General features: G+C 73.9%; 24 protein-coding genes and 1 pseudogene. 2 read left to right on the top strand and 23 right to left on the bottom strand.

Annotation, left to right across the window (positions count from 1 at the left end):
• The 5 genes and pseudogenes from carB to pyrR form a co-directional block, all read right to left on the bottom strand.
• A pseudogene (gene carB, locus FXF52_RS23755) lies at window positions 1–922 on the bottom strand (carbamoyl phosphate synthase large subunit); the annotation flags it as partial.
• Window positions 915–2,060, bottom strand: coding sequence for a glutamine-hydrolyzing carbamoyl-phosphate synthase small subunit (gene carA, locus FXF52_RS23750; protein ID WP_148800250.1), 1,146 nt, complete (start codon window positions 2,058–2,060; stop codon window positions 915–917). The pseudogene carB and the gene carA, both read right to left, overlap by 8 nt.
• Window positions 2,057–3,334 (bottom strand): dihydroorotase, encoded by a 1,278-nt coding sequence (locus FXF52_RS23745; RefSeq protein ID WP_148800248.1) that lies wholly within the window; start codon window positions 3,332–3,334, stop codon window positions 2,057–2,059. Before FXF52_RS23745 ends, carA begins: the two co-directional genes overlap by 4 nt.
• The gene (locus FXF52_RS23740; protein ID WP_148800246.1) at window positions 3,331–4,257 is read right to left on the bottom strand and encodes an aspartate carbamoyltransferase catalytic subunit; all 927 of its coding nucleotides are present in this window, start codon (window positions 4,255–4,257) and stop codon (window positions 3,331–3,333) included. The genes FXF52_RS23745 and FXF52_RS23740 overlap by 4 nt, the downstream gene beginning before the upstream one ends.
• On the bottom strand, window positions 4,254–4,838 hold the full coding sequence (pyrR, locus tag FXF52_RS23735; RefSeq protein WP_148800244.1) for a bifunctional pyr operon transcriptional regulator/uracil phosphoribosyltransferase PyrR: 585 nt from the start codon (window positions 4,836–4,838) through the stop codon (window positions 4,254–4,256). The genes FXF52_RS23740 and pyrR overlap by 4 nt, the downstream gene beginning before the upstream one ends.
• Window positions 4,839–5,120: 282 nt before the next feature.
• Here pyrR and FXF52_RS23730 point away from each other — a divergent pair, with 282 nt between their 5' ends.
• On the top strand, window positions 5,121–5,609 hold the full coding sequence (locus FXF52_RS23730; RefSeq protein ID WP_013285505.1) for a transcriptional regulator: 489 nt from the start codon (window positions 5,121–5,123) through the stop codon (window positions 5,607–5,609).
• 73 nt (window positions 5,610–5,682) lie between these two features.
• Here FXF52_RS23730 and nusB read toward each other — a convergent pair whose 3' ends face one another.
• From nusB to FXF52_RS23650, 16 genes are all read right to left on the bottom strand, one after another.
• Window positions 5,683–6,093 (bottom strand): transcription antitermination factor NusB, encoded by a 411-nt coding sequence (nusB, locus tag FXF52_RS23725; RefSeq protein WP_187413655.1) that lies wholly within the window; start codon window positions 6,091–6,093, stop codon window positions 5,683–5,685.
• 23 nt (window positions 6,094–6,116) lie between these two features.
• Window positions 6,117–6,674, bottom strand: a complete 558-nt coding sequence (gene efp, locus FXF52_RS23720; RefSeq protein WP_148800240.1) for an elongation factor P — start codon at window positions 6,672–6,674, stop codon at window positions 6,117–6,119.
• A 670-nt stretch (window positions 6,675–7,344) separates the two neighbouring features.
• Window positions 7,345–7,785 carry a type II 3-dehydroquinate dehydratase gene (gene aroQ / locus FXF52_RS23715; RefSeq protein WP_148800238.1) on the bottom strand — a complete coding sequence of 147 codons (441 nt, stop codon included), beginning with the start codon at window positions 7,783–7,785 and terminating at the stop codon, window positions 7,345–7,347.
• Window positions 7,782–8,861, bottom strand: a complete 1,080-nt coding sequence (gene aroB, locus FXF52_RS23710; RefSeq protein ID WP_148800236.1) for a 3-dehydroquinate synthase — start codon at window positions 8,859–8,861, stop codon at window positions 7,782–7,784. Before aroB ends, aroQ begins: the two co-directional genes overlap by 4 nt.
• Window positions 8,858–9,385 (bottom strand): shikimate kinase, encoded by a 528-nt coding sequence (locus FXF52_RS23705; RefSeq protein WP_148800234.1) that lies wholly within the window; start codon window positions 9,383–9,385, stop codon window positions 8,858–8,860. Before FXF52_RS23705 ends, aroB begins: the two co-directional genes overlap by 4 nt.
• Window positions 9,382–10,560, bottom strand: a complete 1,179-nt coding sequence (aroC, locus tag FXF52_RS23700; protein WP_148800231.1) for a chorismate synthase — start codon at window positions 10,558–10,560, stop codon at window positions 9,382–9,384. The genes FXF52_RS23705 and aroC overlap by 4 nt, the downstream gene beginning before the upstream one ends.
• Before the next feature lie 88 nt (window positions 10,561–10,648).
• Window positions 10,649–11,461: a shikimate dehydrogenase gene (locus FXF52_RS23695; RefSeq protein ID WP_148800229.1), complete on the bottom strand. Its 813-nt coding sequence runs from the start codon at window positions 11,459–11,461 to the stop codon at window positions 10,649–10,651.
• Window positions 11,458–12,678: an endolytic transglycosylase MltG gene (mltG, locus tag FXF52_RS23690; RefSeq protein ID WP_148800227.1), complete on the bottom strand. Its 1,221-nt coding sequence runs from the start codon at window positions 12,676–12,678 to the stop codon at window positions 11,458–11,460. Before mltG ends, FXF52_RS23695 begins: the two co-directional genes overlap by 4 nt.
• Window positions 12,675–13,136 (bottom strand): Holliday junction resolvase RuvX, encoded by a 462-nt coding sequence (gene ruvX / locus FXF52_RS23685; protein ID WP_148800225.1) that lies wholly within the window; start codon window positions 13,134–13,136, stop codon window positions 12,675–12,677. The genes mltG and ruvX overlap by 4 nt, the downstream gene beginning before the upstream one ends.
• A gap of 74 nt (window positions 13,137–13,210) precedes the next feature.
• A complete protein-coding gene (gene alaS, locus FXF52_RS23680; RefSeq protein ID WP_148800223.1) occupies window positions 13,211–15,889 on the bottom strand; it encodes an alanine--tRNA ligase in 2,679 nt (892 codons plus the stop codon).
• Window positions 15,886–16,191, bottom strand: coding sequence for a hypothetical protein (locus FXF52_RS23675; RefSeq protein ID WP_073835241.1), 306 nt, complete (start codon window positions 16,189–16,191; stop codon window positions 15,886–15,888). The genes alaS and FXF52_RS23675 overlap by 4 nt, the downstream gene beginning before the upstream one ends.
• A gap of 24 nt (window positions 16,192–16,215) precedes the next feature.
• Window positions 16,216–16,677: a DUF948 domain-containing protein gene (locus FXF52_RS23670; protein ID WP_148800221.1), complete on the bottom strand. Its 462-nt coding sequence runs from the start codon at window positions 16,675–16,677 to the stop codon at window positions 16,216–16,218.
• A 145-nt stretch (window positions 16,678–16,822) separates the two neighbouring features.
• The gene (locus FXF52_RS23665; RefSeq protein WP_148800254.1) at window positions 16,823–17,452 is read right to left on the bottom strand and encodes a hypothetical protein; all 630 of its coding nucleotides are present in this window, start codon (window positions 17,450–17,452) and stop codon (window positions 16,823–16,825) included.
• Between the two features lie 2,747 nt (window positions 17,453–20,199).
• Window positions 20,200–21,684 (bottom strand): replication-associated recombination protein A, encoded by a 1,485-nt coding sequence (locus FXF52_RS23660; RefSeq protein ID WP_148800219.1) that lies wholly within the window; start codon window positions 21,682–21,684, stop codon window positions 20,200–20,202.
• A gap of 75 nt (window positions 21,685–21,759) precedes the next feature.
• Window positions 21,760–21,963 (bottom strand): hypothetical protein, encoded by a 204-nt coding sequence (locus FXF52_RS23655; RefSeq protein ID WP_148800214.1) that lies wholly within the window; start codon window positions 21,961–21,963, stop codon window positions 21,760–21,762.
• Between the two features lie 90 nt (window positions 21,964–22,053).
• On the bottom strand, window positions 22,054–22,620 hold the full coding sequence (locus FXF52_RS23650; protein WP_148800212.1) for a GNAT family N-acetyltransferase: 567 nt from the start codon (window positions 22,618–22,620) through the stop codon (window positions 22,054–22,056).
• Between the two features lie 26 nt (window positions 22,621–22,646).
• Between FXF52_RS23650 and FXF52_RS23645 the strand changes: the two genes are divergently transcribed.
• Window positions 22,647–23,387: a GNAT family N-acetyltransferase gene (locus tag FXF52_RS23645; RefSeq protein WP_148800209.1), complete on the top strand. Its 741-nt coding sequence runs from the start codon at window positions 22,647–22,649 to the stop codon at window positions 23,385–23,387.
• A 197-nt stretch (window positions 23,388–23,584) separates the two neighbouring features.
• Here FXF52_RS23645 and FXF52_RS23640 read toward each other — a convergent pair whose 3' ends face one another.
• Both FXF52_RS23640 and FXF52_RS23635 read right to left on the bottom strand, forming a co-directional pair.
• On the bottom strand, window positions 23,585–24,979 hold the full coding sequence (locus tag FXF52_RS23640) for an MFS transporter (RefSeq protein WP_148800206.1): 1,395 nt from the start codon (window positions 24,977–24,979) through the stop codon (window positions 23,585–23,587).
• Window positions 24,976–25,599 (bottom strand): helix-turn-helix transcriptional regulator, encoded by a 624-nt coding sequence (locus FXF52_RS23635; RefSeq protein WP_148800204.1) that lies wholly within the window; start codon window positions 25,597–25,599, stop codon window positions 24,976–24,978. Before FXF52_RS23635 ends, FXF52_RS23640 begins: the two co-directional genes overlap by 4 nt.
• Window positions 25,600–25,682 lie beyond the last annotated feature (83 nt).

Genomic DNA, 25,682 nt, shown 5'->3' with positions numbered 1-25,682 from the left:
CGCCCTCCTCGTAGCCGACGTACCCAGGCGGGGCACCGACCAGGCGGGCACAGCCGCCGGTGTCCACCCCGACCTCGCGCAGCACCGCGATGCCGAGGTCGCGCAGCCGCTGGTACTCCCGGTCGGTCAGGGTCATCGCCGGGGCGACGGTGACGCTGTCGCCGGTGTGCACGCCCATCGGGTCGAGGTTCTCGATCGAGCAGACCACCACCACGTTGTCGTGCCGGTCGCGCATCAGTTCGAGTTCGTACTCCTTCCAGCCGAGCACGCTCTCCTCGATGAGCACCTCGTGCACCGGGCTGGCGGCCAGGCCGGCCCCGGCGATCCGCTCGAGGTCCTCGTCGGTGTGCGCCATGCCGGAACCGAGGCCGCCCATCGTGAACGACGGCCGGATCACCACGGGCAGGCCCAGCTCGCCGACCGTCTCGCGGACCTCGTCCATCGAGTGGCAGACCCGGGACCGGGGCACCAGCGACGACGGGTCGTCCAGGCCGAGGCGTACGCCGGCCTTGGCGACGATGTCCTTGAACAGCTGCCGGTCCTCGCCCCGGTTGATGGCGTCGATGTTGGCGCCGATGAGCTCCACGCCGTACTTCTCCAGGACACCGGCCTCGTGCAGGGCGACGGCGGTGTTCAGCGCGGTCTGCCCGCCCAGGGTGGGCAGCAGCGCGTCGGGGCGCTCCTTGGCGATGACCAGCTCGACGAACTCGGGAGTGATCGGCTCGACGTACGTGGCGTCGGCGAACTCCGGGTCCGTCATGATCGTCGCCGGGTTCGAGTTGACCAGGCTGACCCGGATCCCCTCGCTGCGCAGCACCCGGCAGGCCTGGGTGCCGGAGTAGTCGAACTCGCAGGCCTGCCCGATCACGATCGGCCCGGAGCCGATCACCAGGACGTGCTTGAGGTCGGTCCGCTTAGGCATTCTTTCCGCCTTCGATGAGCTCGGCGAAGCGGTCGAAGAGGTAGTCCGCGTCGTGCGGGCCGGCCGCCGCCTCCGGGTGGTACTGGACGGTGAAGGCGGGCACGTCCTTGGCCCGCAGCCCCTCTACGACGTTGTCGTTGAGGCAGACGTGCGACACCTGGACGCCGCCGAACGCGGTGTCGATCACCTGGTCGGGCACGACCGCGCCGTGCGCCGCGCCCGGGACCTCGACCGCGAAGCCGTGGTTGTGGCTGGTCACCTCGACCTTGCCGGTGACCCGGTCGAGCACCGGCTGGTTGATGCCGCGGTGCCCGTAGCCGAGCTTGTAGGTGCCGAAGCCGAGCGCCCGACCGAGGATCTGGCTGCCGAAGCAGATGCCGAAGAGCGGGATCCGCCGGGTCAGCACCTCCCGGGCCAGGGCGACCGGACCGTCGGCGGTGGCCGGGTCGCCCGGACCCGGCGAGAAGAAGACCGCGTCCGCCCCGGTGGCGAGCAGGTCCTCGATGCTCGCGGTGGCGGGCAGCACGTGGGTGGTCACCCCGCGGGCCGCCAGCCGGCGCGGCACGTTGCGCTTGATGCCCAGGTCCAGCGCGGCGACGGTGAACCGGTGCGGGCCCTGCGCCTCGACCACGTACGGCTTGGCGGTGGTCACCTCGGCGGAGAGGTCCGCGCCGACCATCTGCGGCGACCGGCGCACCCGGTCGAGGAGGCCGTCCGCGTCGTCGTCGACGCTGGAGATGCCCACCCGCATGGCGCCCCGCTCGCGCAGGTGCCGGGTGAGCGCGCGGGTGTCCACGCCGCTGATGCCGACCACGCCCTCGGCGGCGAGCCGGTCCTCCAGCCCGCCGGTGGCGCGCCAGTTGGAGCCGATCCGGGCCGGGTCACGCACCACGTACCCGGCGACCCAGATCCGGCCGGACTCGTCGTCCTCGTCGTTGACGCCGGTGTTGCCGATGTGCGGCGCGGTCTGCACCACCACCTGCCGGTGGTACGAGGGGTCGGTCAGGGTCTCCTGGTAGCCGGTCATGCCGGTGTTGAAGACCGCCTCGCCGAAGGTCTCCCCGACGCTGCCGTACGCCTCGCCGTGGAACGTGCGCCCGTCCTCGAGCACGAGGATCGCGGGTCGTCTGCGGGTCACTTGACTGCCTTTCCGTCCAGGACCGTCGGCTCGCCACGCAGGAAGGTCGCCACGATGCGACCCGGCAGCGTCATGCGGGCGTACGGGGTGTTGCGACTGCGACTGGCCAGCTCCGCCGGTTCGATGACGCGGCGGGCGGCCGGGTCGACCAGGGTCAGGTTGGCCGGCACGCCGGGGGCGGGGTCGAGGCCGTGCCCCTCCAGCCCGGCGATCCGGGCCGGGGCGCGGGACATCCGCTCGGCGATCAGGTCCCACTGCGGGCCGAACACGTCGAGGGCGATCGACAGCGCCGTCTCCAGGCCGAGCATGCCCGGCCGGGCGTACGCCCACTCGCACTCCTTGTCCTCCACGGCGTGCGGGGCGTGGTCGGTGGCGATGATGTCGATCACGCCCTCGGCCAGCGCGGCCCGCAGCGCGGCGACGTCGGCCGCGGTCCGCAGCGGCGGGTTGACCTTGTAGACCGGGTCGTAGCTGGCCGCCTTCTCGTCGGTGAGCAGCAGGTGGTGCGGGGTCACCTCGGCGGTCACCTTCAGCCCGCGCGCCTTGGCGTGCCGCAGCACCTCCACACTGCCGGCGGTGGAGACGTGGCAGATGTGCAGCCGGCTGCCGACGTGCTCGGCCAGCAGCACGTCCCGGGCGATGATCGCCTCCTCGGCGACCGCCGGCCAGCCGGTCAGCCCGAGCCGGGTGGAGACCTCGCCCTCGTGCATCTGCGCGCCCTCGGTGAGCCGGGGCTCCTCGGCGTGCTGGGCGATCACCCCGTCGAACGCCTTGACGTACTCCAGGGCCCGGCGCATCAGCATCGGGTCGGCGACGCAGTGCCCGTCGTCGGAGAAGATTCGCACCCGGGCCGCCGAGTCGGCCATCGCGCCCAGCTCGGCCAGGCGCTCGCCGGCCAGGCCGACGGTGACCGCGCCGATCGGCTGCACGTCGACCAGCCCGGCCTCGCGGCCGAGCCGCCAGACCTGCTCGACCACGCCCGCGGTGTCGGCGACCGGCGAGGTGTTGGCCATCGCGCAGACGGCGGTGTAGCCGCCGAGCGCCGCCGCCCGGGAGCCGGACTCGACGGTCTCGGCGTCCTCCCGGCCGGGCTCGCGCAGGTGGGTGTGCAGGTCGACCAGGCCGGGCAGGGCGACCAGGCCGGTGGCGTCGACCACCGTGGCGTCCGGCGCGGTAAGCCCCGCGCCGGTCTCCGCCACGACGCCGTCGCGGATCAGCAGGTCGGTCGGCGCGGCGCCGACCACGCTCACGTTCCGGATCAGGTACGCGGTCACCGGTTGTTCCCTCCGAGCAGCAGGTAGAGAACGGCCATCCGCACGGAGACCCCGTTGGCGACCTGTTCGACGATGGTGGAGCGGGGTGAGTCGGCGACCTCGGGCGTGATCTCCATGCCCCGGTTCATCGGGCCGGGGTGCATGACGATCGCGTGCTCGGGCAGCCGGCGCAGGCGCGGCCCGTCGAGCCCGTAGCGGCGGGCGTACTCGCGGGCCGAGGGGAAGTAGGAGTCGTTCATCCGCTCCCGCTGCACCCGCAGCATCATCACCACGTCCACACCGGGTAGAACGGCGTCGAGGTCGTACGAGACGTCGGTGCCGGGAGCGAGCGCCTGGGCGATGTCCACCGGGATGAGGGTGGGTGGGCCGACCAGGGTGATCTTGGCGCCGAGGGTGGAGAGCAGCAGCACGTTGGACCGGGCCACCCGGGAGTGCAGCACGTCGCCGACGATCGCCACGTGCAGGCCGGCGAGCCGGCCCAGCCGGGAGCGCATCGTGTACGCGTCGAGCAGCGCCTGGGTGGGGTGCTCGTGGGTGCCGTCGCCGGCGTTGACCACCGAGCCGTCCACCCAGTTGGCCAGCCGGTGCGGGGCGCCGGAGGCCGGGTGCCGGACGACCACCGCGTCGGCGCCCATCGCCTGGAGGGTGAGCGCGGTGTCCTTCAGGCTCTCGCCCTTGGCGACGCTGGAACCCTTCGCGGAAAAGTTGATCACGTCGGCGCTGAGCCGCTTGGCCGCCGCCTCGAACGAGATCCGGGTCCGGGTGGAGTCCTCGTAGAAGAGGTTCACCACGGTGCGGCCGCGCAGCGCGGGCAGCTTCTTGACCTCGCGGCCGGCGACCGTGGCCATCTCGGCCGCGGTGTCGAGGATCTGGGTGGCGGTGGCCGCGTCCAGGTCGGCGCCGGAGAGCAGGTGCCTGATCATGCGGGCGTACCCCCGTAGAGCTTGACCTCGTCGCCGCCGTCGGTCTCGGCGAGGGTGACCTTGACGCTCTCGGCGAGCGCGGTCGGGATGTTCTTGCCGACGTAGTCGGCGCGGATCGGCAGTTGCCGGTGGCCGCGGTCGACCAAGACGGCGAGCTGCACGGAGGCCGGGCGGCCGACGTCGCTGAGCGCGTCGAGGGCGGCCCGCACGGTACGGCCGGAGAAGAGCACGTCGTCGACGAGGATCACCCGCTTGCCGTCGATCCCGCCGGCGGGCAGGTCGGTCGGGCCGACCGCGCGGGTGGCGTGCCGGCGCAGGTCGTCGCGGTACAGCGTGATGTCGAGCACGCCGACCGGGACGGTCACGTCCTCGAAGGTGCTGATCCGGGCCGCGAGGCGCCCGGCGAGCGGGACTCCGCGGGTGGGGATGCCGAGCAGCACGGTCTCCGCGGCGCCCTGGGTCTTCTCCAGGATCTGGTGGGCGATGCGGTCGACCACCCGCGACACGTCGGCTGCGGTGAGGATCACCTTCACCGAGGGTTGTCGCGGCGGTGACGTGCGGGCAGCCGGTGGGTAGGCCACGGCGGACCTCCTTCCCCGCCTCACGGGACGGGTCGTTAAAGGATGTCTGGTCTTCCGGCGGGCCGCGCGCGGCCGGACCGGGGCTTCATGCCACGTTACCAGCGGTCACCGGCCCGGCCGTCGCCGGCACTGACCCCCTGGTCAGGCCGGTGAAATGGGGACAAGTCCCCCGGCTGCCCCAACGGTAACGTCACGACCACTTGACCCCGTGTCGCAATCCCCGTACCGTCACGCTCCGTAGCGATAGCTGGGAGAACCCCGAGCAGCACTGGGAGTGTCCGAATGCCCTCTGAATACGCCAAGTCGCTGGGCGCCCGCCTGCGCTCCATCCGCCAGCAGCAGGGCCTGTCCCTGCAGGGTGTGGAGGAGAAGTCGAACGGGCGGTGGAAGGCTGTGGTGGTCGGCTCGTACGAGCGTGGCGACCGCGCCGTCACCGTGTCCCGCCTGGCGGAGCTGGCCGACTTCTACCGCGTTCCCGTCTCGGAGCTGCTGCCCGACGGCAGCGGGGTGCGCCACGAGCCCACCAGCAAGATCGTCCTGGACCTGGAGCGGCTCTACGACGAGGCCTCCGAGGACCTCGCGTACGTCGCCCGGTACGCCCGCGCCATCCAACAGCAGCGCGGCGACTACAACGGCCGGGTGCTCTCCATCCGCGCCGACGACCTGCGGGCCCTCGCGATCGTCTACGACGCCTCGCCGTCGGGCCTGATCGAGCGGCTCACCGAGCACGGCGTGCTGGTCGCCGACCCACGCGCCTTCTTCGCGTCCTGACCGCTGTCGCCACGATGAGGGCCCGTGCCGTCCGGCACGGGCCCTCAATCGTCGTCGCTGGTGATGCCGCCGCTCAGCGGGTGGCGTACTCGGCGATCCGGCCGAGGATGCCGTTGAGGAAGCGCGGCGAGTCGTCGGTCGACATCTGCCGGGCCAGCTCGACGGCCTCGCTGATCGCCACCGCGTCGTCGATCTCGTCGACGTAGAGCAGCTCGTAGACCGCGATCCTGGCGAGGTTGCGGTCGACCACCGGCATCCGGTCCAGCGTCCAGCCCTCGGCGTAGCTGGCGATCAGCTCGTCGATCCGGTCAAGGTGGGCGGCGACGCCCTCGACCAGGCCCACCGCGTAGCCCAGGTGCTCGGGGCGGGGCTTCTCGATCCGCTCGATGTAGCCGGCCAGCACCTCGACCGGCGGCCGGTCCCGCAGGTCGGCCTCGAAGAGCACGTCCAGCGCCCGCTTGCGCGCCTTGCGGCGCGCCGGCATCTGCTGCTTGGGACCCTCGGCCATCAGGCGCGGCCGAGGTAACGGCCGTCGCGGGTGTCGACCTTGATCTTCTCGCCGGTGGTGATGAAGAGCGGCACCTGGACCGTCGCGCCGGTCTCGACGGTGGCCGGCTTGTTGCCGCCGGTCGACCGGTCGCCCTGCAGGCCCGGCTCGGTGTAGGTGACCTCGAGCATGACCGAGGTCGGCAGCTCGACGTACAGCGGCACGCTCTCGTGGGTGGCGACGGTCGCCTCGGCCTCCGGGAGGAGGTAGTTGGCCGCCTCGCCGACGGTGCCGCCGGGGACGGTGATCTGGTCGAACGTCTCCAGGTCCATGAAGACGTAGTCCTCGCCGTCGGCGTAGAGGTACTGCATGGTGCGCTTGTCGACGGTCGCGGTGTCGACCTTGGTACCCGCATTGAAGGTCTTGTCGACCACCTTGCCGGACAGCACGTTCTTCAGCGTGGTACGCACGAAGGCACCACCCTTACCGGGCTTGACGTGCTGGAACTCGACGACGGACCACAGCTCGCCGTCGAGGTTGAGTACCAGGCCGTTCTTGAGGTCGTTGGTGGTGGCCATTTCCTGCCTTGATCATCAATTGGCGGACAGACCTAAGAATTCTACTAGGGCCTGTTTCATAAGGCTCGCCCGAGCGAGCCGAGGCCCAGGCGGCGTCCGGCAAGGCGGAGGTTCGTCCGGATACCGGTGTTGTATCCGGACGAACCGACAACGCCGCTGGGCGTCGTCTGGGTCCGGCGCAGCCGGGCACGGTCTTATGAAACAGGCCCTAGCTGTGTCGAACCGGGTCCGCCGCGCTGCGCGGGGCCAGCGCGGGGCCGGCCCGCCGACCGGCCGAACGTGCCGAACATCACTCAGCGCAAGCAACCGAGGGGCCGCCAGCGCCTCCCCCGCGCCGACTTTGCTCTGCAGCCATCGGCGCAGCAGGCACCCTGCGTGACGGGCCCAGCCGGCCGGCCACCTCGGGCCGGACCGCGTCCTCCCAGCTCAACCAGTTGTTGCGTGGATGACTGCAGAGCAAAGGGCGGCGCCCACTCGGTGTCGGCGCGGCAAACCCTACAACCGAGCGTGACGAAGGCGGCGAACACGGAGAGTCACCGGGCTCAGGTGCCCGGGGCAGGCCCCCAGACGCCGGCCCGGGCGGTGGTGGCACCGACGCCGGGGCGGCTCGGACGAGAACCGGAACGGCACGACCGGCCCGGACCGGACGAGCGGACCAGACCCGGGCGGGTCAGGCGTCGGCAGCCAGCCGGGTGGCCAGGTGGCGCAGGGCGAGCCGGTAACCGTCCACGCCCAGGCCGCAGATCACCCCGGTCGCCACCGCGGAGACCACGGAGTGGTGCCGGAACTCCTCCCGGGCGTGGATGTTGGAGATGTGCACCTCCACCAGGGGGCCGCGGAGCATCGCGCAGGCGTCCCGGACCGCGATCGAGTAGTGCGACCAGGCGGCCGGGTTGAGCACCACCGCAGCCTGATCGTCGGCCGCCTCGTGCAGCCAGCCCAGCAGCTCGTGCTCGGCGTCGGTCTGCCGGACCACCACGTCCAGCCCCAACTCCCGGCCGGTGTCCACGCACATGGCGACCAGGTCGGCGTAGCTGGTCCCGCCGTACACGTCGACCTGGCGGGTGCCCAGCCGCCCCAGGTTCGGCCCGTTGAGCACGTACACCCTCATGAGGTGATCTCCCGGTAGGCGGCGTGCAGCAACTCGTCGTCGGGGCCCTCCAGGATCGCCGGGCGGGCCAGGCCGTCGAGCACCACGAAACGCAGGGTGTTGCCCCGGGCCTTCTTGTCCACCCGCATGGTGGCCAGCAGGCGCTGCCAGGCGTCGGCCCGGTAGGTGGTGGGCAGGCCGAGCAGGCCCAGCACGGCGCGGTGCCGCTCGGCGGTGGCCGGGTCCAGCCGGCCGGCGAGCCGGGCCAGCGTGGCCGCGTAGACGAGCCCCACCGCGACGGCGTGACCGTGCCGCCAGCGGTAGCCCTCGACCTTCTCGATCGCGTGGGCCAGGGTGTGCCCGTAGTTGAGCACCTCGCGTATCCCGGACTCGCGCAGGTCCCCGGAGACCACGTCCGCCTTGACCCGGATCGCCCGCTCGATCAGCTCCCGGGCCACCGGCCCGGTCGGGTCGAGCGCGGCGGCCGGGTCCCGCTCGACCAGGTCGAGGATCACCGGGTCGGCGATGAAGCCGCACTTCACCACCTCGGCCATCCCGGCTGCCAGGTCGACCGGCGGCAGGCTGTCCAGGGTCGCCAGGTCGCAGATCACCCCGGCGGGCGGGTGGAACGCGCCGACCAGGTTCTTGCCGGTCGCGGTGTTGATCCCGGTCTTGCCGCCCACGGCGGCGTCGACCATGCCGAGCAGGGAGGTCGCCACCGGCACCCAGCGCACTCCGCGCAGCCAGCAGGCCGCGACGAAGCCGGCCAGGTCGGTGACGGCGCCGCCGCCCACTCCCACCACGGCGTCGGTACGGGTGAACCCGGCCTCCCCGAGCCGGTCCCAGCAGGCGGCGGCCACGTCGATGTGCTTGCCCGCCTCGGCGTCCGGCACCTCGATCAGCAGCGGCGCGACGCCGGCCGCTCGCACCTGCTCCGCGATCCGCTCGGCCAGGCCCTTCAGCGGGGGCGCGTGCAGGAAGGCCACCCGTTCCGCACCGGGCAGCAGGCGCGGCGGCGGGTCGAGCAGGTCACGTCCCACGAGCACGTCGTACGGCCGCTCGCCGCCGACCGCGATCCGGGTCACCTCGTCCGTCACCGCGCCGCCCGCCCGTCGGCCGTGAGCAGGGCGGCGAGCTCGTCGGCGATCTCCTCCGGGGTACGCCCGTCGGTGACCACGGTGGCGGTCGCCACCTCGGCGTAGAGCGGCCGGCGCTGCTCCATCAGGTGCTTCAGGGTGGCCCGCGGGTTGAGCGCCAGCAGCGGCCGGCCGGCCCCCAGGCCGACCCGCTTCACCGCGTCGGGCAGCTCCACCGACAGGTGCACGACGGTGTGCCCGATCAGCGCGGCGCGGTTGTCCTCGGCGAGGACCGCGCCGCCGCCGAGGGCGAGCACCCCGGGATGCGAGGCCAGCGCCGCCGCCACCGCCGCCCGCTCGAGGGTACGGAAGTGGGCCTCCCCCTCGTCGACGAAGATCTCCGGGATCGGCTTGCCGGCGAGCTGCTCGATGTCGGTGTCGGTGTCCCGGAACGCCACGCCCAGCGCGGCGGCGAGCGCCAACCCGACCGTGGTCTTGCCGGAGCCGGGCGCCCCGACCAGCACGCAGACCGGCCGGGTGCTCATTTGATCACCAACGCGTCGAGGTACCCGGCCAGGTTGCGGCGCATCTCGGCGACCGAGTCACCGCCGAACTTCTCCACCGCGGCCTCGGCGAGCACCAGGGCCACCATGGCCTCGGCCACCACCGCCGCGGCCGGCACCGCGCAGACATCGGAGCGCTGGTTGATCGCCGTGGCCGGCTCGCCGGTGGCGACGTCGACCGTGGACAGCGCCCGGTTCAACGACGAGATCGGCTTCATCGCGGCCTTCACCCGCAGCGGTTCACCGGTGGTGATGCCGCCCTCCAGGCCGCCGGCCCGGTCGGTCACCCGGCGCACCCCGGCCGCGGTGGGCAGGATCTCGTCGTGCGCCTCCGAGCCGCGCGAGCGCGCCTGCTGCCAGCCGTCGCCGATCTCCACGCCCTTGATGGCCTGGATAGACATCAGCGCGGTGGCCAGCCGGGCATCGAGCTTCCGGTCCCACTGGACGTGGCTGCCCAGGCCCGGCGGCACCCCGTACGCGAGCACCTCCACCACGCCACCCAGGGTGTCCGCGTCCTTCTTCGCGGCGTCGACCTCGGCGACCATCCGGGCGCTGGCCTCCGGGTCGAGGCAGCGCAGCGGGTCGGCGTCGATCCGCGCGGCGTCCTCCGGGGTCGGACGCAGGCCCGGCTTCACGGCGACCGGACCCAGCTCCACCACGTGGGAGACGATCTCGACCCCGAGCGCCTGCTTCACCAGGGCCTTGGCGACCGTGCCCACGGCGACCCGGGCGGCGGTCTCCCGGGCGCTGGCCCGCTCCAGGATCGGCCGGGCGTCGACGTGGCCGTACTTCTGCATCCCGGCCAGGTCGGCGTGGCCCGGGCGGGGGCGGGTGAGCGGGGCGTTGCGGGCCTGCCCGGCCAGCTCCACCGGGTCGACCGGGTCGGCGGCCATCACGGTGCGCCACTTCGGCCACTCCGAGTTGCCGACCCGGATCGCCACCGGGCTGCCCAGCGTGACGCCGTGCCGCAGGCCGCCGATGATCTCGACCTCGTCCTGCTCGAACGACATCCGGGCGCCCCGGCCATAGCCGAGCCGGCGCCGGGCCAGCTCACCGGAGATCTCCGCGGTGGTCAGCTCGACGCCGGCGGGCACCCCGTCCAGCATCGCGACGAGGGCGGGTCCGTGCGATTCACCTGCAGTCAGCCAGCGCAACACAGCGGTCAGTCTGTCACGCCCGGTGGCCGCCCCGATGCTCCGCCCACCGCGTCCCGCCCTGCGGACGCGCCCGTCCGCGCGGCGGGCGTCAGCCGGCGCGGGTGCCGGCCAGCGCGGCGGCCATCGCCTCGCGCGGCGCCGGCACGCCGGTGAACTGCACGAACTGGTCGACCGCCTGGGCCAGCAGCAGGTCCAGGCCGGAGACCACCCGACAGCCGGCCGCGAGCGCGGCCGTGGCGAGCGGCGTGGGCCAGGGATCGTAGAGCGCGTCGAAGAAGACGGACCCCGGCCGCCAGTCGAAATGCCCGGCGAGCGGATCGGCCACCCCCTTCGGCACGGTCGAGATCACCAGGTCGGCGCGGGCGTGTGCCGGGGCGCCGTCCCAGTCGGCGCCAGCGAGGGGCACCCCGACCGCGCCGGCCACCGGACGCAGCTCGTCGATCGCCTCCGGCCGGCGGGCCACCACGGTCACGTCGGCCGCGCCGATCCGGGCCGCCGCGGCGATCGCCGCCCGGGCGGTGCCGCCCGCGCCGAGCACGGTCACCGTGGCGCCGGCCGCACAGCCGACGGTGGTGAGCACGTCGACCATCCCGGTGACGTCGGTGTTGTCCGCGTACCAGGTGCCGTCGGGTCGGCGTACCAGGGTGTTGGCGGCGCCGACGGCGGCGGCGACCGGCGAGACCTCGTCGGCCACCGCGAGCGCCGCCTCCTTGCCCGGCATGGTCACCGACAGCCCGGCCCACTCCGGGCCCAGGCCGGCGACCAGGCCGGCGAGCTCGTCGGCCGCGCACTCGATCCGGGTGTACGACCACCCGGTGAGCCCGGCGGCCGCGTACCCGGCCTCGTGGATCACCGGGGAGAGCGAGTGCGCGATCGGCTTGCCGACGACGGCGGCCCTCACGTGCAGTTGCTTCCCGTCAGGACCTTGTTGTCGCACATCTGCTTCTGCAGCTTCCGGAATTCGGCATCGTTGGAGCCGTAGCCCATCGTGCCCTTCTGGTCCACCGTCATGAAGTAGATCCAGTCCCCGTTCGGCGGCTCCAACGCGCCCTTGAGCGCACCCTCACCGGGGTTGCTGATCGGGGTGATCGGCAGCCCGGCCACGTTGTGCGTGTTGTACGGGTTCTTCAGGTCGTTGATCTCGCTCTGCAGCAGTTTGTCCGAGTCCTTCGGGTCCTTGCCCTGCAGGCGGAACCAGTAGTTGATGCCGCTGTCGATGCCGAGGCACTTGCAGCCGATCTTGCCGGCGTAGACCCGGTTGTAGATCACCCGGGAGACCTTCGGAAAGTCCTTCGGGTCGACCGCCTCGGCCTGCGCGATGGAGGCGGTGATCAGCGCCTCGTACGGGGAGATCTGGCGTTCCTTCTGCGCCCGGTCGACGAAGTCGAGCTGCTGGGTGACCCGGAGGAACTCGGCCACCATCATTTTCAGGATCTGCTCGGCGGTGGCCTTCGGCGGGATCTCGTAGGTGGACGGGTAGAGGAAGCCCTCGATGCTCTTCGGGCCCTTCTTGCCGTCCTCGCGCTTGAACCAGAAGGCCGGTACGCCCAACTTCTCCGGGTCCTTCGCGGCCTCCTGGAACTCGGCGACCGGGATCTTGGTCTCCTTGGAGAGTTTCGCGTAGATGTTCAGGCTGATCGTGCCCTCGGGGATGGTCACCCCGTTGACCACCCGGCTCTTCGGGTCGAGCAGCAGGATGACCACGTCGGCGGCCTTCATCTGCTTGCGGACCTTGTAGGTGCCGACCTGGATGTTCTTGCTGCGGGAGTTCGCGTCGGCGGCCTCGATGAACGCCTTGGTGCTCTTCACCACCCCGGCGTCGTAGAGGGCGTTGCCGATGTCGGTGAGGGTGTCGCCGGCCTTCACCTGCACGAGCACCTCACCCGAGCCCGGGCCGTCGTAGTCCGGAGTGACGAGGTAGCTGCGGATCCGGTCGAAACCGACGTACGCGCCGCCGCCGATGCCGCCCAGCAGCACGAGCGCCATCAGGAGGGCGAAGATCGTCTTGCCCCGGCCGCCGCCCGAGCGGCCGTTGCGCTTGCGTACCGCGCTGCGCCGGTGCCGTCCCTTCTCCCCCCTCTCCTGCTCGTCGAACACCAGGTCAAGGTCGTCGATCATTGCGTCCGCCTCCGCTGTGCGTCCAGCCAGCTCTGCAGAATCTCCACCGCGGCGGCCTGGTCGACCACCGCCCGTTGGCGCTTACCCCGGACGCCCCGTTCGGCCAGCCTACGACTCGCGACCACGGTCGACATCCTCTCGTCCGTGAGCGTCACCGGAATCGACCCCATTACATCGGCCAATCGGGCAGCGTACGCCGAGACGTTCGTTGCCGCAGGGCCATGCTTTCCGGCTAGGTTGACCGGCAGGCCCACGACGATCTCGACCGCCTCGTGCTCGGCGGCCAGCCGGACCAGCTCGGCCATGTCGGTGGGCACCGCGTCCGGCGCCGCGGTCAGGTCGCGGGCGAGGGTGACCAGCGGGGTGGCCAGGATCCCGTGCGGATCGGAGCGGGCCACCCCCACCCGGACCTGCCCGACGTCGACCCCGAGTCGGACACCGCGGGACAGCTCAGCCATCTACCGGACACCTTCCCGCCGGTACGGGCCAGGGCGGACCGCACGGTCCGCCCTGGCCTCGATCGATGCGACCATCACGCCTCGGCGATCGCCTTCTCCACCGTCTGCAGCAGGTTCGGCGCCTCCGCGGCGGGCAGGCCGCCGCCCTGGGCCAGCTCGTCGCTGCCGCCGCCCCGGCCGGAGAAGGCCGCCTTCACCAGCTCCTTCGCGCTCAGGCCTCGGCCCCGGGCGGCCTGGTTGACGGCCACCACCAGCGACGCCTTGCCGTTCGCCCGGGCGGCCACGGCGACCACCGCCGGCCGGGCCGGGTCGATCCGGCCCCGGATCTCCTGGGCCAGCGTGCGCACGTCGTTGACGGCCGCGCCCTCGGGCGCCTCGGTGCCGACGTACGCGACGCCCCGCACGTCCCGGGCCTGCCCGGCGAGCGCCGCCGCCCCGCCCAGCACCAGCTGGGCGCGGAGCTTCTCCAGCTCCTTCTCCGCGTCGCGGAGCTGGGTGACGGTCTGCTCGACCCGGTCGGCGACCTGGTCGCCGGGCACCCGGAACAGCTCGGCCAGCCGGGAGACCAGCAGGTGCTCGCGGGCCAGGAAGCCGAACGCGTCCATGCCGACCAGGGCCTCGATCCGGCGCACGCCGGAGCCGACCGACGCCTCGGAGAGGATCTTGACCAGGCCGAGCTGGGCCGAACGGGCCACGTGCGTGCCGCCGCACAGCTCCCGGGCGTAGTCGCCCACCTCCACGACCCGGACGCGCTCGCCGTACTTCTCGCCGAACAGCGCCATCGCGCCGATCCGGCGCGCCTCCTCCTGCGTGGTGATGAAGGCATGCACCTCCAGGTCGGCCAGGAGCACCTCGTTGACCTGCTGCTCGACGTCGTGCAGCACGCTCGGCGCCACCCCGGTCGGAGTGTTGAAGTCGAACCGCAGCCGGCCCGGCGCGTTCAGCGAACCCGCCTGGGTGGCCGACTCGCCGAGGAAGTTGCGCATGGTCTGGTGCACCAGGTGGGTGGCGGTGTGCGAGCGGGAGATGGCTCGCCGGCGGGACACGTCGATCTCCGCGTACCCGGTCTCGCCGGCGCGCACCTCACCCCGGACCACCTTGGCCCGGTGCACGATCAACCCCGGCACCGGCTGCTGCACGTCGAACACCTCGAGCTGGCCGCCGCCGACCGTGATCAGGCCCTGGTCGGGCTGCTGGCCACCGCCCTCGGCGTAGAACGGGGTGGTGTCGAGCACCAACTCGACAGTGTCCCCCTCGGCCGCTGCGGCGATCTCCGCGCCGCCGGCGAGCAGGGCGCGCACCCGGGACTCCCGGTTCAGCTCGGTGTAGCCGGTGAACTCGACCGGGCCGCCCCCGTCGAGCACCGACCGGTACGCCGACACATCGGTGTGGCCGGTCTTGCGCGCCTGCGCGTCCGCCTTGGCGCGGTTGCGCTGGTCGGCCATGAGCCGGCGGAAGCCCTCCGCGTCCACCTGGAGGCCCTGCTCCGCCGCGATCTCCAGGGTCAGGTCGATCGGGAAGCCGTACGTGTCGTGCAGCTGGAACGCCTTGTCGCCCGAGATCGCGGCCTGCCCCGCCGACTTGGTCTCCGCGATCGCGGTGTCCAGGATCGTGGTGCCGGCGCGCAGCGTGGCGAGGAAGGCGTCCTCCTCCGCGTACGCGTACTGGGAGATCCGACCGAACTCCGCGGTCAGCTCCGGGTACGACGGGGACATGCAGTCCCGGGCCACCGGCAGCAGCTCCGGCAGCGCCCGGTCCTGGTAGCCGAGGAGGCGGACGGCCCGGATGGCCCGGCGCATGATCCGCCGCAGCACGTAGCCGCGCCCCTCGTTGGACGGGGTCACGCCGTCGCCGATCAGCATCAGCGCGGTCCGCACGTGGTCGGCGATCACCCGCAGCCGGACGTCGTCCGGGTGCGACTCGCTGGCCGCGTGGCCGGAGCGCGCGCCGTACCGCTTGCCGGTCAGCTCGGCGGCCTTGTCGAGGATCGGCTTGACCTCGTCGATCTCGTAGAGGTTGTCGACGCCCTGGAGGAGGGACGACATCCGCTCCAGGCCCATGCCGGTGTCGATGTTCTTCGCCGGCAGGTCGCCCAGGATCGGGAAGTCCTCCTTGCCGACGCCGGGACCCCGCTCGAACTGCATGAAGACGAGGTTCCAGAACTCCAGGTAGCGGTCCTCGTCCACCTCCGGGCCGCCCTCCCGCCCGTAGGCGGGGCCCCGGTCGTAGTAGAGCTCCGAGCACGGACCGCACGGGCCGGGGATGCCCATCGACCAGAAGTTGTCCGCCTTGCCGCGCCGCACGATCCGCTCGACCGGCACGCCGGTGCGCCGCCAGATCTCGAACGCCTCGTCGTCGTCCAGGTAGACCGTCGCCCAGATCCGCTCGGGGTCGAGCCCGAAGCCGCCCTGGTCGACCGGCTTGGTGGCCAGGTCCCAGGCGAGCGGGATCGCCCCCTCCTTGAAGTAGTCACCGAAGGAGAAGTTGCCGTTCATCTGGAAGAACGTGCCGTGCCGGCTGGTCTTGCCGACCTCGTCGATGTCCGGGGTACGGATGCACTTCTGCACGCTGACCGCGCGGGAGAACGGCGGGGTCTGCTGACCGAGGAAATAGGGGACGAACTGCACCATGCCGGCGTTGACGAACAGCAGGTTCGGGTCGCTGATGGCGGGCAGCGGAGCGGACGGCACCACGGCATGGCCGTTCGCCTCGAAGTGGGCGAGGTACCGCCGCTTGATCTCCGCCGTCTTCATCGCTGGTGCTCCTCCGGGAAAATCTCTCGGTCGCCGATGCGCGGGTCCTCCCGCAACTCGGCGAACTGGTCGTCGTACACCTCGCCGCGGGCGAAGGCCTCGTGGATCTCCTGCTCGCGCTCGGCCATCCCGATCCGGACGTCCTCGACGAAGCCGCGGACCGACTCGACAAGGCTGCCGGCGGATTCGGACAGGCCGCTGGCGATGCCGGCCGGCGTGTACGCCTGCGCGGTGCGGGTCGCCTTGCGGACCACCAGCACGCCCACGGCCAGCCCGATGCCGAGCCAGAACAACCGCTTCATGTCACACCCTCCCGCTCGGCCGGGTCACCGGTTGGCGCGCTTCTCGGCGCGGCGCCGCTGCTTGATGATGTCGCGGGCCTCCCGCTCGTGCTCCGCGTGCCGGCGGGCGGCCGCGGCCCGGCGCACGCCGTAACCGAAGGCGGCCACCTTGACCAGCGGGTTCGCGGCGGCGGCGGAGACCACGGCGGCGAGGTTGGCCACGTTGGCGGTGACGTTCTGCGCGTGGGTGGTCATGGTGTCCACCTTGGCGAGCTGGATGTTGACCCCGTCGAGGGAGGTCTGCACCTGCTCGAGGGCGGTGTTCACGTTCTTCACCGTGCTGTTGACGTCACCGAGCAGCGGCGCGGTGCGGTCGTTGAGGTCGTTGATCATCCGGGTGGCGGCGTCCACGGTGTGCCGCAGCCGCAGGATGGGCAGCGTCAGGATCAACACGAGCATCGCGAACGCGATCGCCGCGATCAGGGCCGCGACCTCCATAAAACTCACGCCTGTCCTCCTCGACCAGAGTCCCGGGGCCTGACGCCCCGGGACGCCCCACCGTCCCACGCACTCCGCCTCGGCCCGACCCCGCGACCGACCGCATCGCCGGGCCCGCCAGCCCCAGACCCTACCGTCCGTGATGGAGAGCTGCTCACGACGGTGAGGGTGTCAACTCGCCGAGTGGATCGTCGGTGAGCGTCGGGAAGGGATCCTCACCGGTGAGTGACGGATCGGTGCTCGGCTGCGGCCCGGTCCGTTCGTCGTCGATCGCGTTGCGGACCTTCACCGACACCAACGACCCGGTGCACGTCTCCGCTGCGGGCGTGGGCGCGGGAGACGGCGCGGGCGCCCCGTCCACCGGCGGCGGCACACAGGTCGGTTCGCGTACCCAGAGGTCGAGGGTGAGCTCGTCCCGCCGCCAGCAGGTGTAGTTGCCCTTGGCCGGCTGCCCCGGGAGCTGCTCCGGGCAGCGGTCCACCTTCCAGCGCCGCCAGCCGTCCTTGGCCAGCGCCTGCTCGTACGCCTGGGCGGTCTCCTTCGGCGCCTTCTGCGACTCGATGGTCCGTTCCCGCAGCCTGCACTCCTGCAGGCACCAGCGGCTGCCGCTGACGTTGTCGACGGTCTTCACCGCCGCCCAGGAGGGCACGTCCAGCGCGTCGAGGCTGTCGAAGACCGGGTCACGGCTGAGCGTGCGCACCCCGAAGTAGAGCGGAACCGCACCGAGCAGCACCAGGCTGACCAGCGCGAGGATGCCCATCCGCAGGCGTCGCCGCTCGCGCATCTGGCGGCGTAGCTCAGAGCGGGCACCACGCAGGCCGGCGACGGCGGTGGGCGCCCCGGCCGGCTCCGCCTCGGCCCGCCGCAGTGCGCCAGCCCCGTCGGCCGGCCCCGGTCGCGGTCCGGCCGGCTCTTGAGGCGGTACGACCGCAGCCGCCCGGGCCACCGCCGGCTCGCCGGTCCGCCCCGGCGCCGGCACGGCCCCGGTCGGGGCAGGCCGGATCGGCTCGGGCGCGGGCGGGTGCGCCCGGCCGGCCGATCGCTCGTCGGGGTCGGCGGGCCGGGTCACGGACGCGGCTGCCCGGGCCACCGCCGCACCGCCGGCCGCTCCGCCCGGCTGCGGCGCACGCCTGTCATCCCCCGGCGTACGCGGCGGGACGGGACCGTCCGGCCCCGGTCGGGCCGCGCCCCGGGCCCGGCCGGCGGTCCGCGGGTCACCGGCCGCCGGACCCGGTCCGGGCCGCTCGGCCTGGGCGGGAGCCGGTCCGCGCCGTCCTTCCGTACCGTCGTTCCGGGTCGCCCCCGGGTAGCCCGGGCCGCCCGCCTGAGCGGAAGCCGGTCCGGGTCGTCCAACGTGAGCCGGAGCCGGTCCAGGGGGCGCGGCCGGACCCGGGGCGCCGCGGCCGGCATCGCCGGCGACCGGCAGGCCACCCGTCCGGCCAGGGTCGCCGGTGGACGGACGCCACCCGGGCCGCCGCTCCGGATCGCCGCCGGCGGGACTGCCACCGGTCCGCGCCGGGTCACCGGAGACGGGGAAACCGCCGGTCCGACCTGGGTCGCCGCCGGTCGGCAGGCCGCCGGTGTGGTCGGGGCCGGCGCCGGTGTGTCGGCCCGGAGTCTGGCCGGCGTCGGTGGATCGGCCGGCCGGACGTGCGGCCCCCCGGACGGGCCCGGACCGGTCCGGCTTGACCGGGGGCACGGCAGTGGCGCCGGCCCGCCCGGCCGCGGTGCGGTCAGGTCCGGCTGCGGGACCCTGCCCCGCCGTCGGCTCGTCCACCGGAGCGGCGGGGCGGCCCACCACCGGCATGGCCGGGTCGGTGCGCTGGACGCGGCCCGCCTGCCGGACCCAGTCGCCGGGTCGATCCGGACGCTGCGCCAGCGGTTCGTCGGTGCCCTCCGGGGCCGCGCGGCGCGGACCCGTCCGCGGTCCGTCGGCGGTGGACCGGCGTCCGGCCGGCGCCTCCGGGGCGGCCCGGCGACCGGTCGTGCCGGATTCGTCGTCCGGCGCGGCGCGATGTCCGGCCGGCGCGGCGTCCGGAGCCGCCCGCCAGCCGGCGGCCGGTCCCCCGTCCCCGGGAGCACCGCGGCGCGGCGCCGGCGTCGACGGGCCTGCCGCGCGACGACCGGTCGAGGTCACGGCATCGTCGGGCGCGGCCCGACCACCCGTCGACGTGGCGGCGTCATCCGGCGCGGCCCGACGACCGGCCGACGTGACGGCGTCATCCGGCGCGGCCCGACGACCGGCCGACGTGACGGGGCTGCCGGGAGCGGCGCTCCGTCCGGCCGGCATCACTCCCTCGTCGGGTGCGGCCCGACGACCGGTCGACGTGACGGCGCTGTCCGGCGCGGCGCGACGGGCGGCCGGGGCACCCGGGCCGCCCGTCTGGCGGCCGGGGGGAGGAACCTCGGACGGGACGCCCGGCACCGCCGGGGCGTTCCCGCTGCGCGGCACCACCACAGGCTGGTCCGGTTCGGCGCGGCGGCGGCCGCCGCGCCCGCCGCCCGGCGCGGTGGGGGCGTCCAGCCGCGGCATGCCGGCGGTGGCATCGGGTTCCGCCGGGCCGCGGCGCCGACGGGGCTCGGGGGCGCCCGGAGGCGCCGCACCGGTTGGGTCGGCGGCGGGGCGGCCGACACCGGAGGTGGCGGCCGTGGCGCCGGCCGTGGCCCCGCCGGGCCGCCCGGCGTCGGGATCGGCGCCGTCCGGCAGGGCGCGACGCCCCCCGCCCGACACGGGCCGGACCGCCGGGTCGACGCCGGCCGCCCCCGGCCCGCCGGGGGACGGGGTGCCGCTCGGTCCGCCGGGACCGTCGGACCCGTGCCGACCGCGCGGAGTCGGGGGAACCGCGGCCCGCGGCGCGTCATGGCCCGGGGGCTGCCACCCGGGAGCCGGGGCGGCGGGAGCCCGATCCGGGCCGGGTGCGCGCCCAGCGGGCTCCGGGCCGGGGCCGGCCATGCGCTGGCCCGGGGGGCCACTCATCCGGCCGGGCGCCGGCGTAACCGGCCCCTGCTGACCGGTTGACTCGTCCCCGCCCCGGCGCGGCGGCCGGGACGGCTCGGCGGGGTGCCGGATGGGCTCGGGCGCGCCGGGCCACGGGCCGTCGACGGGACCGCGGCGAGCCGCGGCGGGGCCGGGGCCGGGGCGTACCGGGGGCGTGGCAGGTCCGGGGTCGGCCGGGCCACGCCGGACGGGCGGACCGTCGGGCCCGGGTCGGCCGGCGCCGGGCGGCGGCACCGCACCGGGCCGGGGACCGTGCGGCGGCTCGGGCGAGGAGCCGCCGGGTCGGGCCGCGGGAGCCGCCGGCGGCATTCCGCCGCGCGGCGGCACCGGGCCGCCGTCATCCCCGTCCGGGCCGAGGTCGGCCCGCTGCTGCTTCGCCGTACGCAGGTCGTCGATCCAGCCGAACTCCTCGCCGACGGTCGCCTCGTCCGGCTCGGCGTCGGCCTTGCCGCGCCCCCACCGACGGCCCTTGGCACGAGGGTCGCGCCGCTCGTCGGGGCCGTCCTCCGGCCGCTCCGGACCACGCGCCATCACTACTGACCCTCTCCGACGGCGTCGCCGCCCTCATTCGCCCCGTCGACCTGCTCCGCTCCCGCCGGGCGACCACCGTTGACGGCGGCCTCCACCCGCGCCGCCGGTGCCGGCAGCCCGCGGACGATCCGGCGCAACAGCGGCAGCCGGCCGGCCACCGCCCGCTCCGCGCCGTGCCCGGTGGGCCGGTAGTAGTCGGTCCCGACGAGATCGTCCGGAGCGTACTGCTGGGTGACCACCCCACGGTGGTCGTCGTGCGGATAGCGGTAACCGGTGCCGTGCCCGAGCCCCCGGGCACCGGCGTAGTGGGCGTCGCGCAGCCCGCGGGGCACCGGGCCGCCCCGGCCGGCGCGGACGTCGGCAATGGCCGCGCCGATCGCCGTGGTGGCCGAGTTGGACTTCGGTGCGGTGGCCAGGTGGATCACCGCCTGGGCCAGGTTGAGCTGGGCCTCGGGCAGCCCGACGTACTCGACGGCGTGCGCGGCGGCGGTGGCCACGGTCAGCGCCGTCGGGTCGGCCATGCCGACGTCCTCGCTGGCGAAGATGACCAGACGCCGGGCGATGAACCGGGCGTCCTCGCCGGCCACCAGCATCCGGGCCAGCCAGTGCAGCGCCGCGTCCACGTCCGAGCCGCGCATGCTCTTGATGAACGCGCTCGTCACGTCGTAGTGCGCATCGCCGTCGCGGTCGTAGCGGACGGCGGCCACGTCGACCGCCTGCTCGGCGGTGGCCAGGTCGATCCGCCCGGTGCCGAGCGCGGTCGCGGTGGCGGCCGCCGCCTCCAGTGCGGTGAGCGCCTTGCGTACGTCGCCGCCGGCGAGGCGGACGAGATGGTCCTCGGCCTCGGTCTCCAGGGTGAGCGCGCCGGCCAGGCCACGCTCGTCGGCGACCGCACGGCGCAGCAGGCCACGCACGGCGTCGTCGTCCAACGGCTGGAGGGTCAGCAGTACGCAGCGGGACAGCAGCGGTGAGATGACCGAGAAATACGGATTCTCCGTGGTCGCCGCGAGCAGGGTGACCGTCCGGTCCTCCACGGCGGCGAGCAGCGAGTCCTGCTGGGTCTTGCTGAACCGGTGCACCTCGTCGATGAAGAGCACGGTCTGTGGGCCACCGGCGCGGCGCTGCCGGCGGGCGGTGTCGATCACCGCACGGACGTCTTTCACGCCGGCGGTCAGCGCGGACATGGCGACGAAGCGTCGGTCGGTGGCCCGGGCGACCAGGTGGGCGATCGTGGTCTTGCCGCTGCCGGGCGGCCCCCAGAGGATCACCGACATCGGCGCCGCGCCCTCGACCAGCTGGCGCAGCGGCGCACCGGGGGCGAGCAGGTGGTCCTGCCCGACGAGCTCGTCGATGCCGGCCGGCCGCATCCGGACCGGCAGCGGGGAATCCGCGCGGGCGGCGGTGAACCCGTCGACGCCGCCGGAACCCGCGGGGGCGCTGGGCGCTCCGGCGGGTTCGCCGAGGGTGAAGAGGGCGTCGGACTCCATCACGAGAACAGTACCGGGCCGGCCCGACGACGCTGGAATCGCGCCGCTGGCCCGGCCCGGGGTGATCGGTTCCGGTCAGCCGCGACCCGGACGCCGACCGCGGTACCAGCGGCCGCCGCCGGTGCCGCGGCCGACTCCGGCCAGGTAGAGGGAGAGCAGCAGGAAACCGATCAGGCTGAGGGTCTGCGCGTTGAACAGGTCGGGGGCGCCGAGGTTGGTGTTCAGGAAATCGAGCAGCAGCGCGAAGCCGAACACGACGGCCGCGAGGATGGCGAGCATGGTCGTTCCTCCGGTGGGGGATCCCAGTAGGTCGGCGACGGATGTACCCGATCAGACTCTTCGTCAATCTCCACCCTGGACGGGCCCCGCTCAGCCGGCCGGCCACCGGTCGGTGGCGAGGACGCCGTAGCGCACGGAGTCCCACCAGGCGCCTCGGACGAAGAGGTGATCGCGGCTGCTCCCCTCCCGCCGCATCCCGACCTTCTCCAGCACCCGCCACGAGGCGACGTGGTCGGGGCGGGCGGTGGCCTCGACCCGGTGCAGGCCCACCTGCGCGAACGCGAGGCGCAGCAGCAGGCCGGCTATCTCGGTGCCGAGGCCCCGCCCCCAGTGGTCCGGGTGGATCACGTACCCGATCTCCCCGCGACGGTGCTCAGGGCTGGTCACGGTGAGGGTGCCCAGACCGACCAGCCGGTCGGCCGACACCGCGACCAGCCGGTACGACAGGCGGGGCGCCTCCTGCGCCGCCCGGCGCCACGCCGGCAGGGCCGCCCGGATCTCCGCCAACGACGGCGGCGCCTCGTCCAGCACCCGCTCGACCACCCGGGGGTCGCTGATCAGCGGGTGCAGGGTGACCAGGTCGGCGTCGTCCCACTCGCGCAGCAGGCAGCGGCGACCGGGCAGGCGCACCGGGTGCAGGGAGTCGATGCTGGTCACGGGGTCTCCTCTCGTAGGCTGGCCGCATGATCACTACCGACCAGGTCCTGGTGGGTCGGGACGCGCTGCTCGCCGCCGCCGGCCACCATCCGTACGCCCGGCACGCCCTCTGGCGGGGTCACGAGGCGCGCGGCTGGCGGCGGGACGGTGCGGTGGGCTGGTTGCTGCCGCCGGGCCAGGGCCCGGCCGCCGGGGCGCTCGGGGCGGCGGGTGCGGCGCTGGACGCGTGCGCCGGCCTGGTGGCGGACGGGACGCTTGGGGCCGGGCAGTGGCTGCACCTGCCCCGCACGGCGGCGGAGGAGCTGACCGGCCGGCTGACCGTGGCCCGCCTCGACGAGTGGGACTTCCTCTGGACCACCAACCCGCCGCCCCGCCAGCCGGAGGAGGAGCGGGTGGTCCGCCTCACCGAGGCCGACCACCCGGCCCTGGCCGCGCTGATCGAGGAGTCCTTCCCCGCCACCACGTCCCGTCCCGGTGACCCTCGGGTCGTCGGCTGGTACGGCATCCGCGACGGTGGCCGCTTGGTGGCCTGCGGTGCCGACCGCAGCCGGGGGGACATCGGCTTCCTGGCCGGGCTGACTGTGGCGCCCGACCGCCGGGGCGGCGGCCTCGGCGCGGCGCTCACCGCCGGGATGACCCGCGCCCTCTTCGCCCGGTACGACCACGTGGCGCTCGGCGTCTTCACCGACAACCTCGGGGCGATCCGGCTCTACCGCCGGCTCGGCTACACCGGCACCGAGCCGCGCAGCTCGGTCCACCTCGGCTGAGACCCCGTCGCCCAGCCCGCCCGACCCCGCCACCTCGCCGACGTGGCGTCCCGGTCGGCCCGACCCCGCCACCTCGCCGAACCAGCGCCATCGCGCCCGTCCCGACACCACCACTTCGCCGATCTGGCGTCCCGACCCGCCCGGCGTCCGGCGGGTCACCGACCTGGCGCTGTCCGGGCGGGCGGTGCCGGGCACGGTCAGCCCGCCCGGACCGCGCCGGCCGCCGGGGCGACCGGACCGTCGGCCACCTGCGCCGCGGGGACCGGCACCGTGGCCGGATCGTCCGGCCCCGCGCTGGAGCCGCCCGGGGCGGTGGTGGACACGTCCGGGACGGAGGCCGGCTCGGCCACGGCCGGGGCGGCCCGGCCGGCGCGCCAGGCCGGGAGGTAGAGCGGGGCGGCCAGGGCGAGCACCACCGCGCCGACCAGCATGGCGAGGCTGACGCTCGTGCGGTCGGCCAGCGCGGTCAGGACCACCGCGCCGAGCGCGCCGGCCGGCTGGCCCATCATCGAGTTCAGCGAGATGACGCTGGTCCGGTACGGTCCGTCGACCTGCCGGTGCAGCAGCCCCATGTGCAGCGGGTTGGACGCCCCGTGCACGGTGTAGCAGGCCAGGTAGGCGACCAGCACCCCGACCGGGCCGGCGAGCAGGCCCATCCCGACCACGGTGACGCCCTGGAGCACCCGCATCAGTGCGGCGGCGGGCGCCGCGCCCAGCCGGCGCAGGAGGAACGGGGTGAGCGCGGCGCCGGCCGCGTTGGCCAGCCAGGCCGCCGAGCTGGCCGGACCGAGCAGGGCGGCCGCGCGGTCGGCGTTGCCGACCACCTCGGCGAGGCGGACCGGCAGCAACGACTCGAAGGTGACCATGCCGAAGCCCCAGAACAGCTCGACGGCGACCAGGGCGAGCAGCACCCGGGAGCGGCGCAGCAGGCCGATCGCGTGCCCGACCATCCGGGGCGCCTCGACCACCGAGGCGCGCAGCGCGGCGGTGCCCCGGGCCGGCCGGTTCTCCGTCATCAGCATCAGCAGGGCGACCAGCGAGACGGCCTGCAGCACGATGGCCACCAGCACGGGCAGGGCCAGCGCGCTGGCCGGCCCGACCGGACCGAGCGCGACCAGGCCGCCGCCCAGCAGCGCGCCGGCGCCGATGGCGAGGCCGATGACGCTGCCGGCGTAGCCGAGGCCGCGCTCGTACTCGGCCTTCGGGTCGGCCGCCAGGGTGGCATCGACGTACCAGGACTCGAGGGGACCGCTGTCCAGCGCCCGGTAGATGCCCTGCAACGCCCAGACCAGGAAGAACAGCCAGAACGAGTCGGCCACCGCGAAGATGGCCAGCGAGACCAGGCAGATCACCCAGGCGGTGACGAGCACCGGCTTGCGGCCAAGTGCGTCGGCGAACCCGCCGGTGGGCAGCTCCAGCGCGAGGACGACGAGGCCCTGGGCGGTGGCGACCAGACCGATCTGGGACAGCGACAGGCCCCGCTCCTGCATCAGCAGGATCATCACGGGGATCAGCAGGCCGCTGGGCAGCCAGCGCAGCCCGTAGAGGGTGAGGTAGCGGAACCGGACCTGGCGTACGGACAGCGTGCTCACGGCTTCTCCTCGGCGGTCGGTGGGGTGGCGGGCCGCAGGTCCGCCGGGAGCGGCAGAGCGGCGAGGAAGATCTGCACCTGCTCGGCGCCGGGCTCGGCCGGATCGGCCTCGTCGCGGTAGCGATCGAGGATCTGCCACAGCTCGGCCTTCAGCGCCTCGAGCCGGGTGTGCGGGATCGTCATGAAGATGTCGCCCATGCCGAAGGCGTCGCGCCAGGCGGGCGCCCACTCGTGGCGCACGGCGAACCACCGCTCGGCGATCTCGGCGAACTGTCGCACCTGTTCGCCCTCGATCCACTCGATCGCGGCGCGGGCGTCCGGGTCGTCGTCGAAGTCGGTCGGCTCCCAGTTGGTCACGTCGTGCGCGGCTCGCCAGAACCGCTGCCGGCCGGTGCCGAGATCGGGGTCCTCGGCGACCAGGCCGACCTCGGCGAGCTGGCGCAGGTGGTAGCTGGTCGCCCCGGTGTTGGTGCCCAGCATCTCGGCGAGGCGCGTGGCGGTGGCGGGTCCCTTCACCCGCAGCGCCCCGAGCAGTCGGGTCCGCAGCGGGTGCGCCAGGGCGCGTACCTGCTGGTGGTCGAGCCGCACCTGGCGCGGTGCCGGCTTCTTGTCGTTCCCCATGGATGCACAATATCTGTGCACACTTTCTATGCACAAGAGTTGTGCATAGAAAGTGTGCGTGATCCGACAGCGGCGCGGTGACG

Source organism: Micromonospora sp. MP36 (genome assembly GCF_008119785.1).
In the GTDB taxonomy this organism is placed as follows: Bacteria; Actinomycetota; Actinomycetes; order Mycobacteriales; family Micromonosporaceae; genus Micromonospora.
This window is presented reverse-complemented; position numbering and strand designations above follow the sequence as displayed.

Coding starts and splice junctions, on each gene's coding strand:
- FXF52_RS23740 (WP_148800246.1), bottom strand. CDS start 4,257: ATGATCAGGCACCTGCTCTCCGGCGCCGACCTGGACGCGGCCACCGCC.
- FXF52_RS23730 (WP_013285505.1), top strand. CDS start 5,121: ATGCCCTCTGAATACGCCAAGTCGCTGGGCGCCCGCCTGCGCTCCATC.
- nusB (WP_187413655.1), bottom strand. CDS start 6,093: ATGCCGGCGCGCCGCAAGGCGCGCAAGCGGGCGCTGGACGTGCTCTTC.
- efp (WP_148800240.1), bottom strand. CDS start 6,674: ATGGCCACCACCAACGACCTCAAGAACGGCCTGGTACTCAACCTCGAC.
- aroQ (WP_148800238.1), bottom strand. CDS start 7,785: ATGAGGGTGTACGTGCTCAACGGGCCGAACCTGGGGCGGCTGGGCACC.
- FXF52_RS23705 (WP_148800234.1), bottom strand. CDS start 9,385: ATGAGCACCCGGCCGGTCTGCGTGCTGGTCGGGGCGCCCGGCTCCGGC.
- mltG (WP_148800227.1), bottom strand. CDS start 12,678: ATGATCGACGACCTTGACCTGGTGTTCGACGAGCAGGAGAGGGGGGAG.
- ruvX (WP_148800225.1), bottom strand. CDS start 13,136: ATGGCTGAGCTGTCCCGCGGTGTCCGACTCGGGGTCGACGTCGGGCAG.
- alaS (WP_148800223.1), bottom strand. CDS start 15,889: ATGAAGACGGCGGAGATCAAGCGGCGGTACCTCGCCCACTTCGAGGCG.
- FXF52_RS23675 (WP_073835241.1), bottom strand. CDS start 16,191: ATGAAGCGGTTGTTCTGGCTCGGCATCGGGCTGGCCGTGGGCGTGCTG.
- FXF52_RS23665 (WP_148800254.1), bottom strand. CDS start 17,452: ATGCGCGAGCGGCGACGCCTGCGGATGGGCATCCTCGCGCTGGTCAGC.
- FXF52_RS23660 (WP_148800219.1), bottom strand. CDS start 21,684: ATGGAGTCCGACGCCCTCTTCACCCTCGGCGAACCCGCCGGAGCGCCC.
- FXF52_RS23655 (WP_148800214.1), bottom strand. CDS start 21,963: ATGCTCGCCATCCTCGCGGCCGTCGTGTTCGGCTTCGCGCTGCTGCTC.
- FXF52_RS23645 (WP_148800209.1), top strand. CDS start 22,647: ATGATCACTACCGACCAGGTCCTGGTGGGTCGGGACGCGCTGCTCGCC.
- FXF52_RS23635 (WP_148800204.1), bottom strand. CDS start 25,599: ATGGGGAACGACAAGAAGCCGGCACCGCGCCAGGTGCGGCTCGACCAC.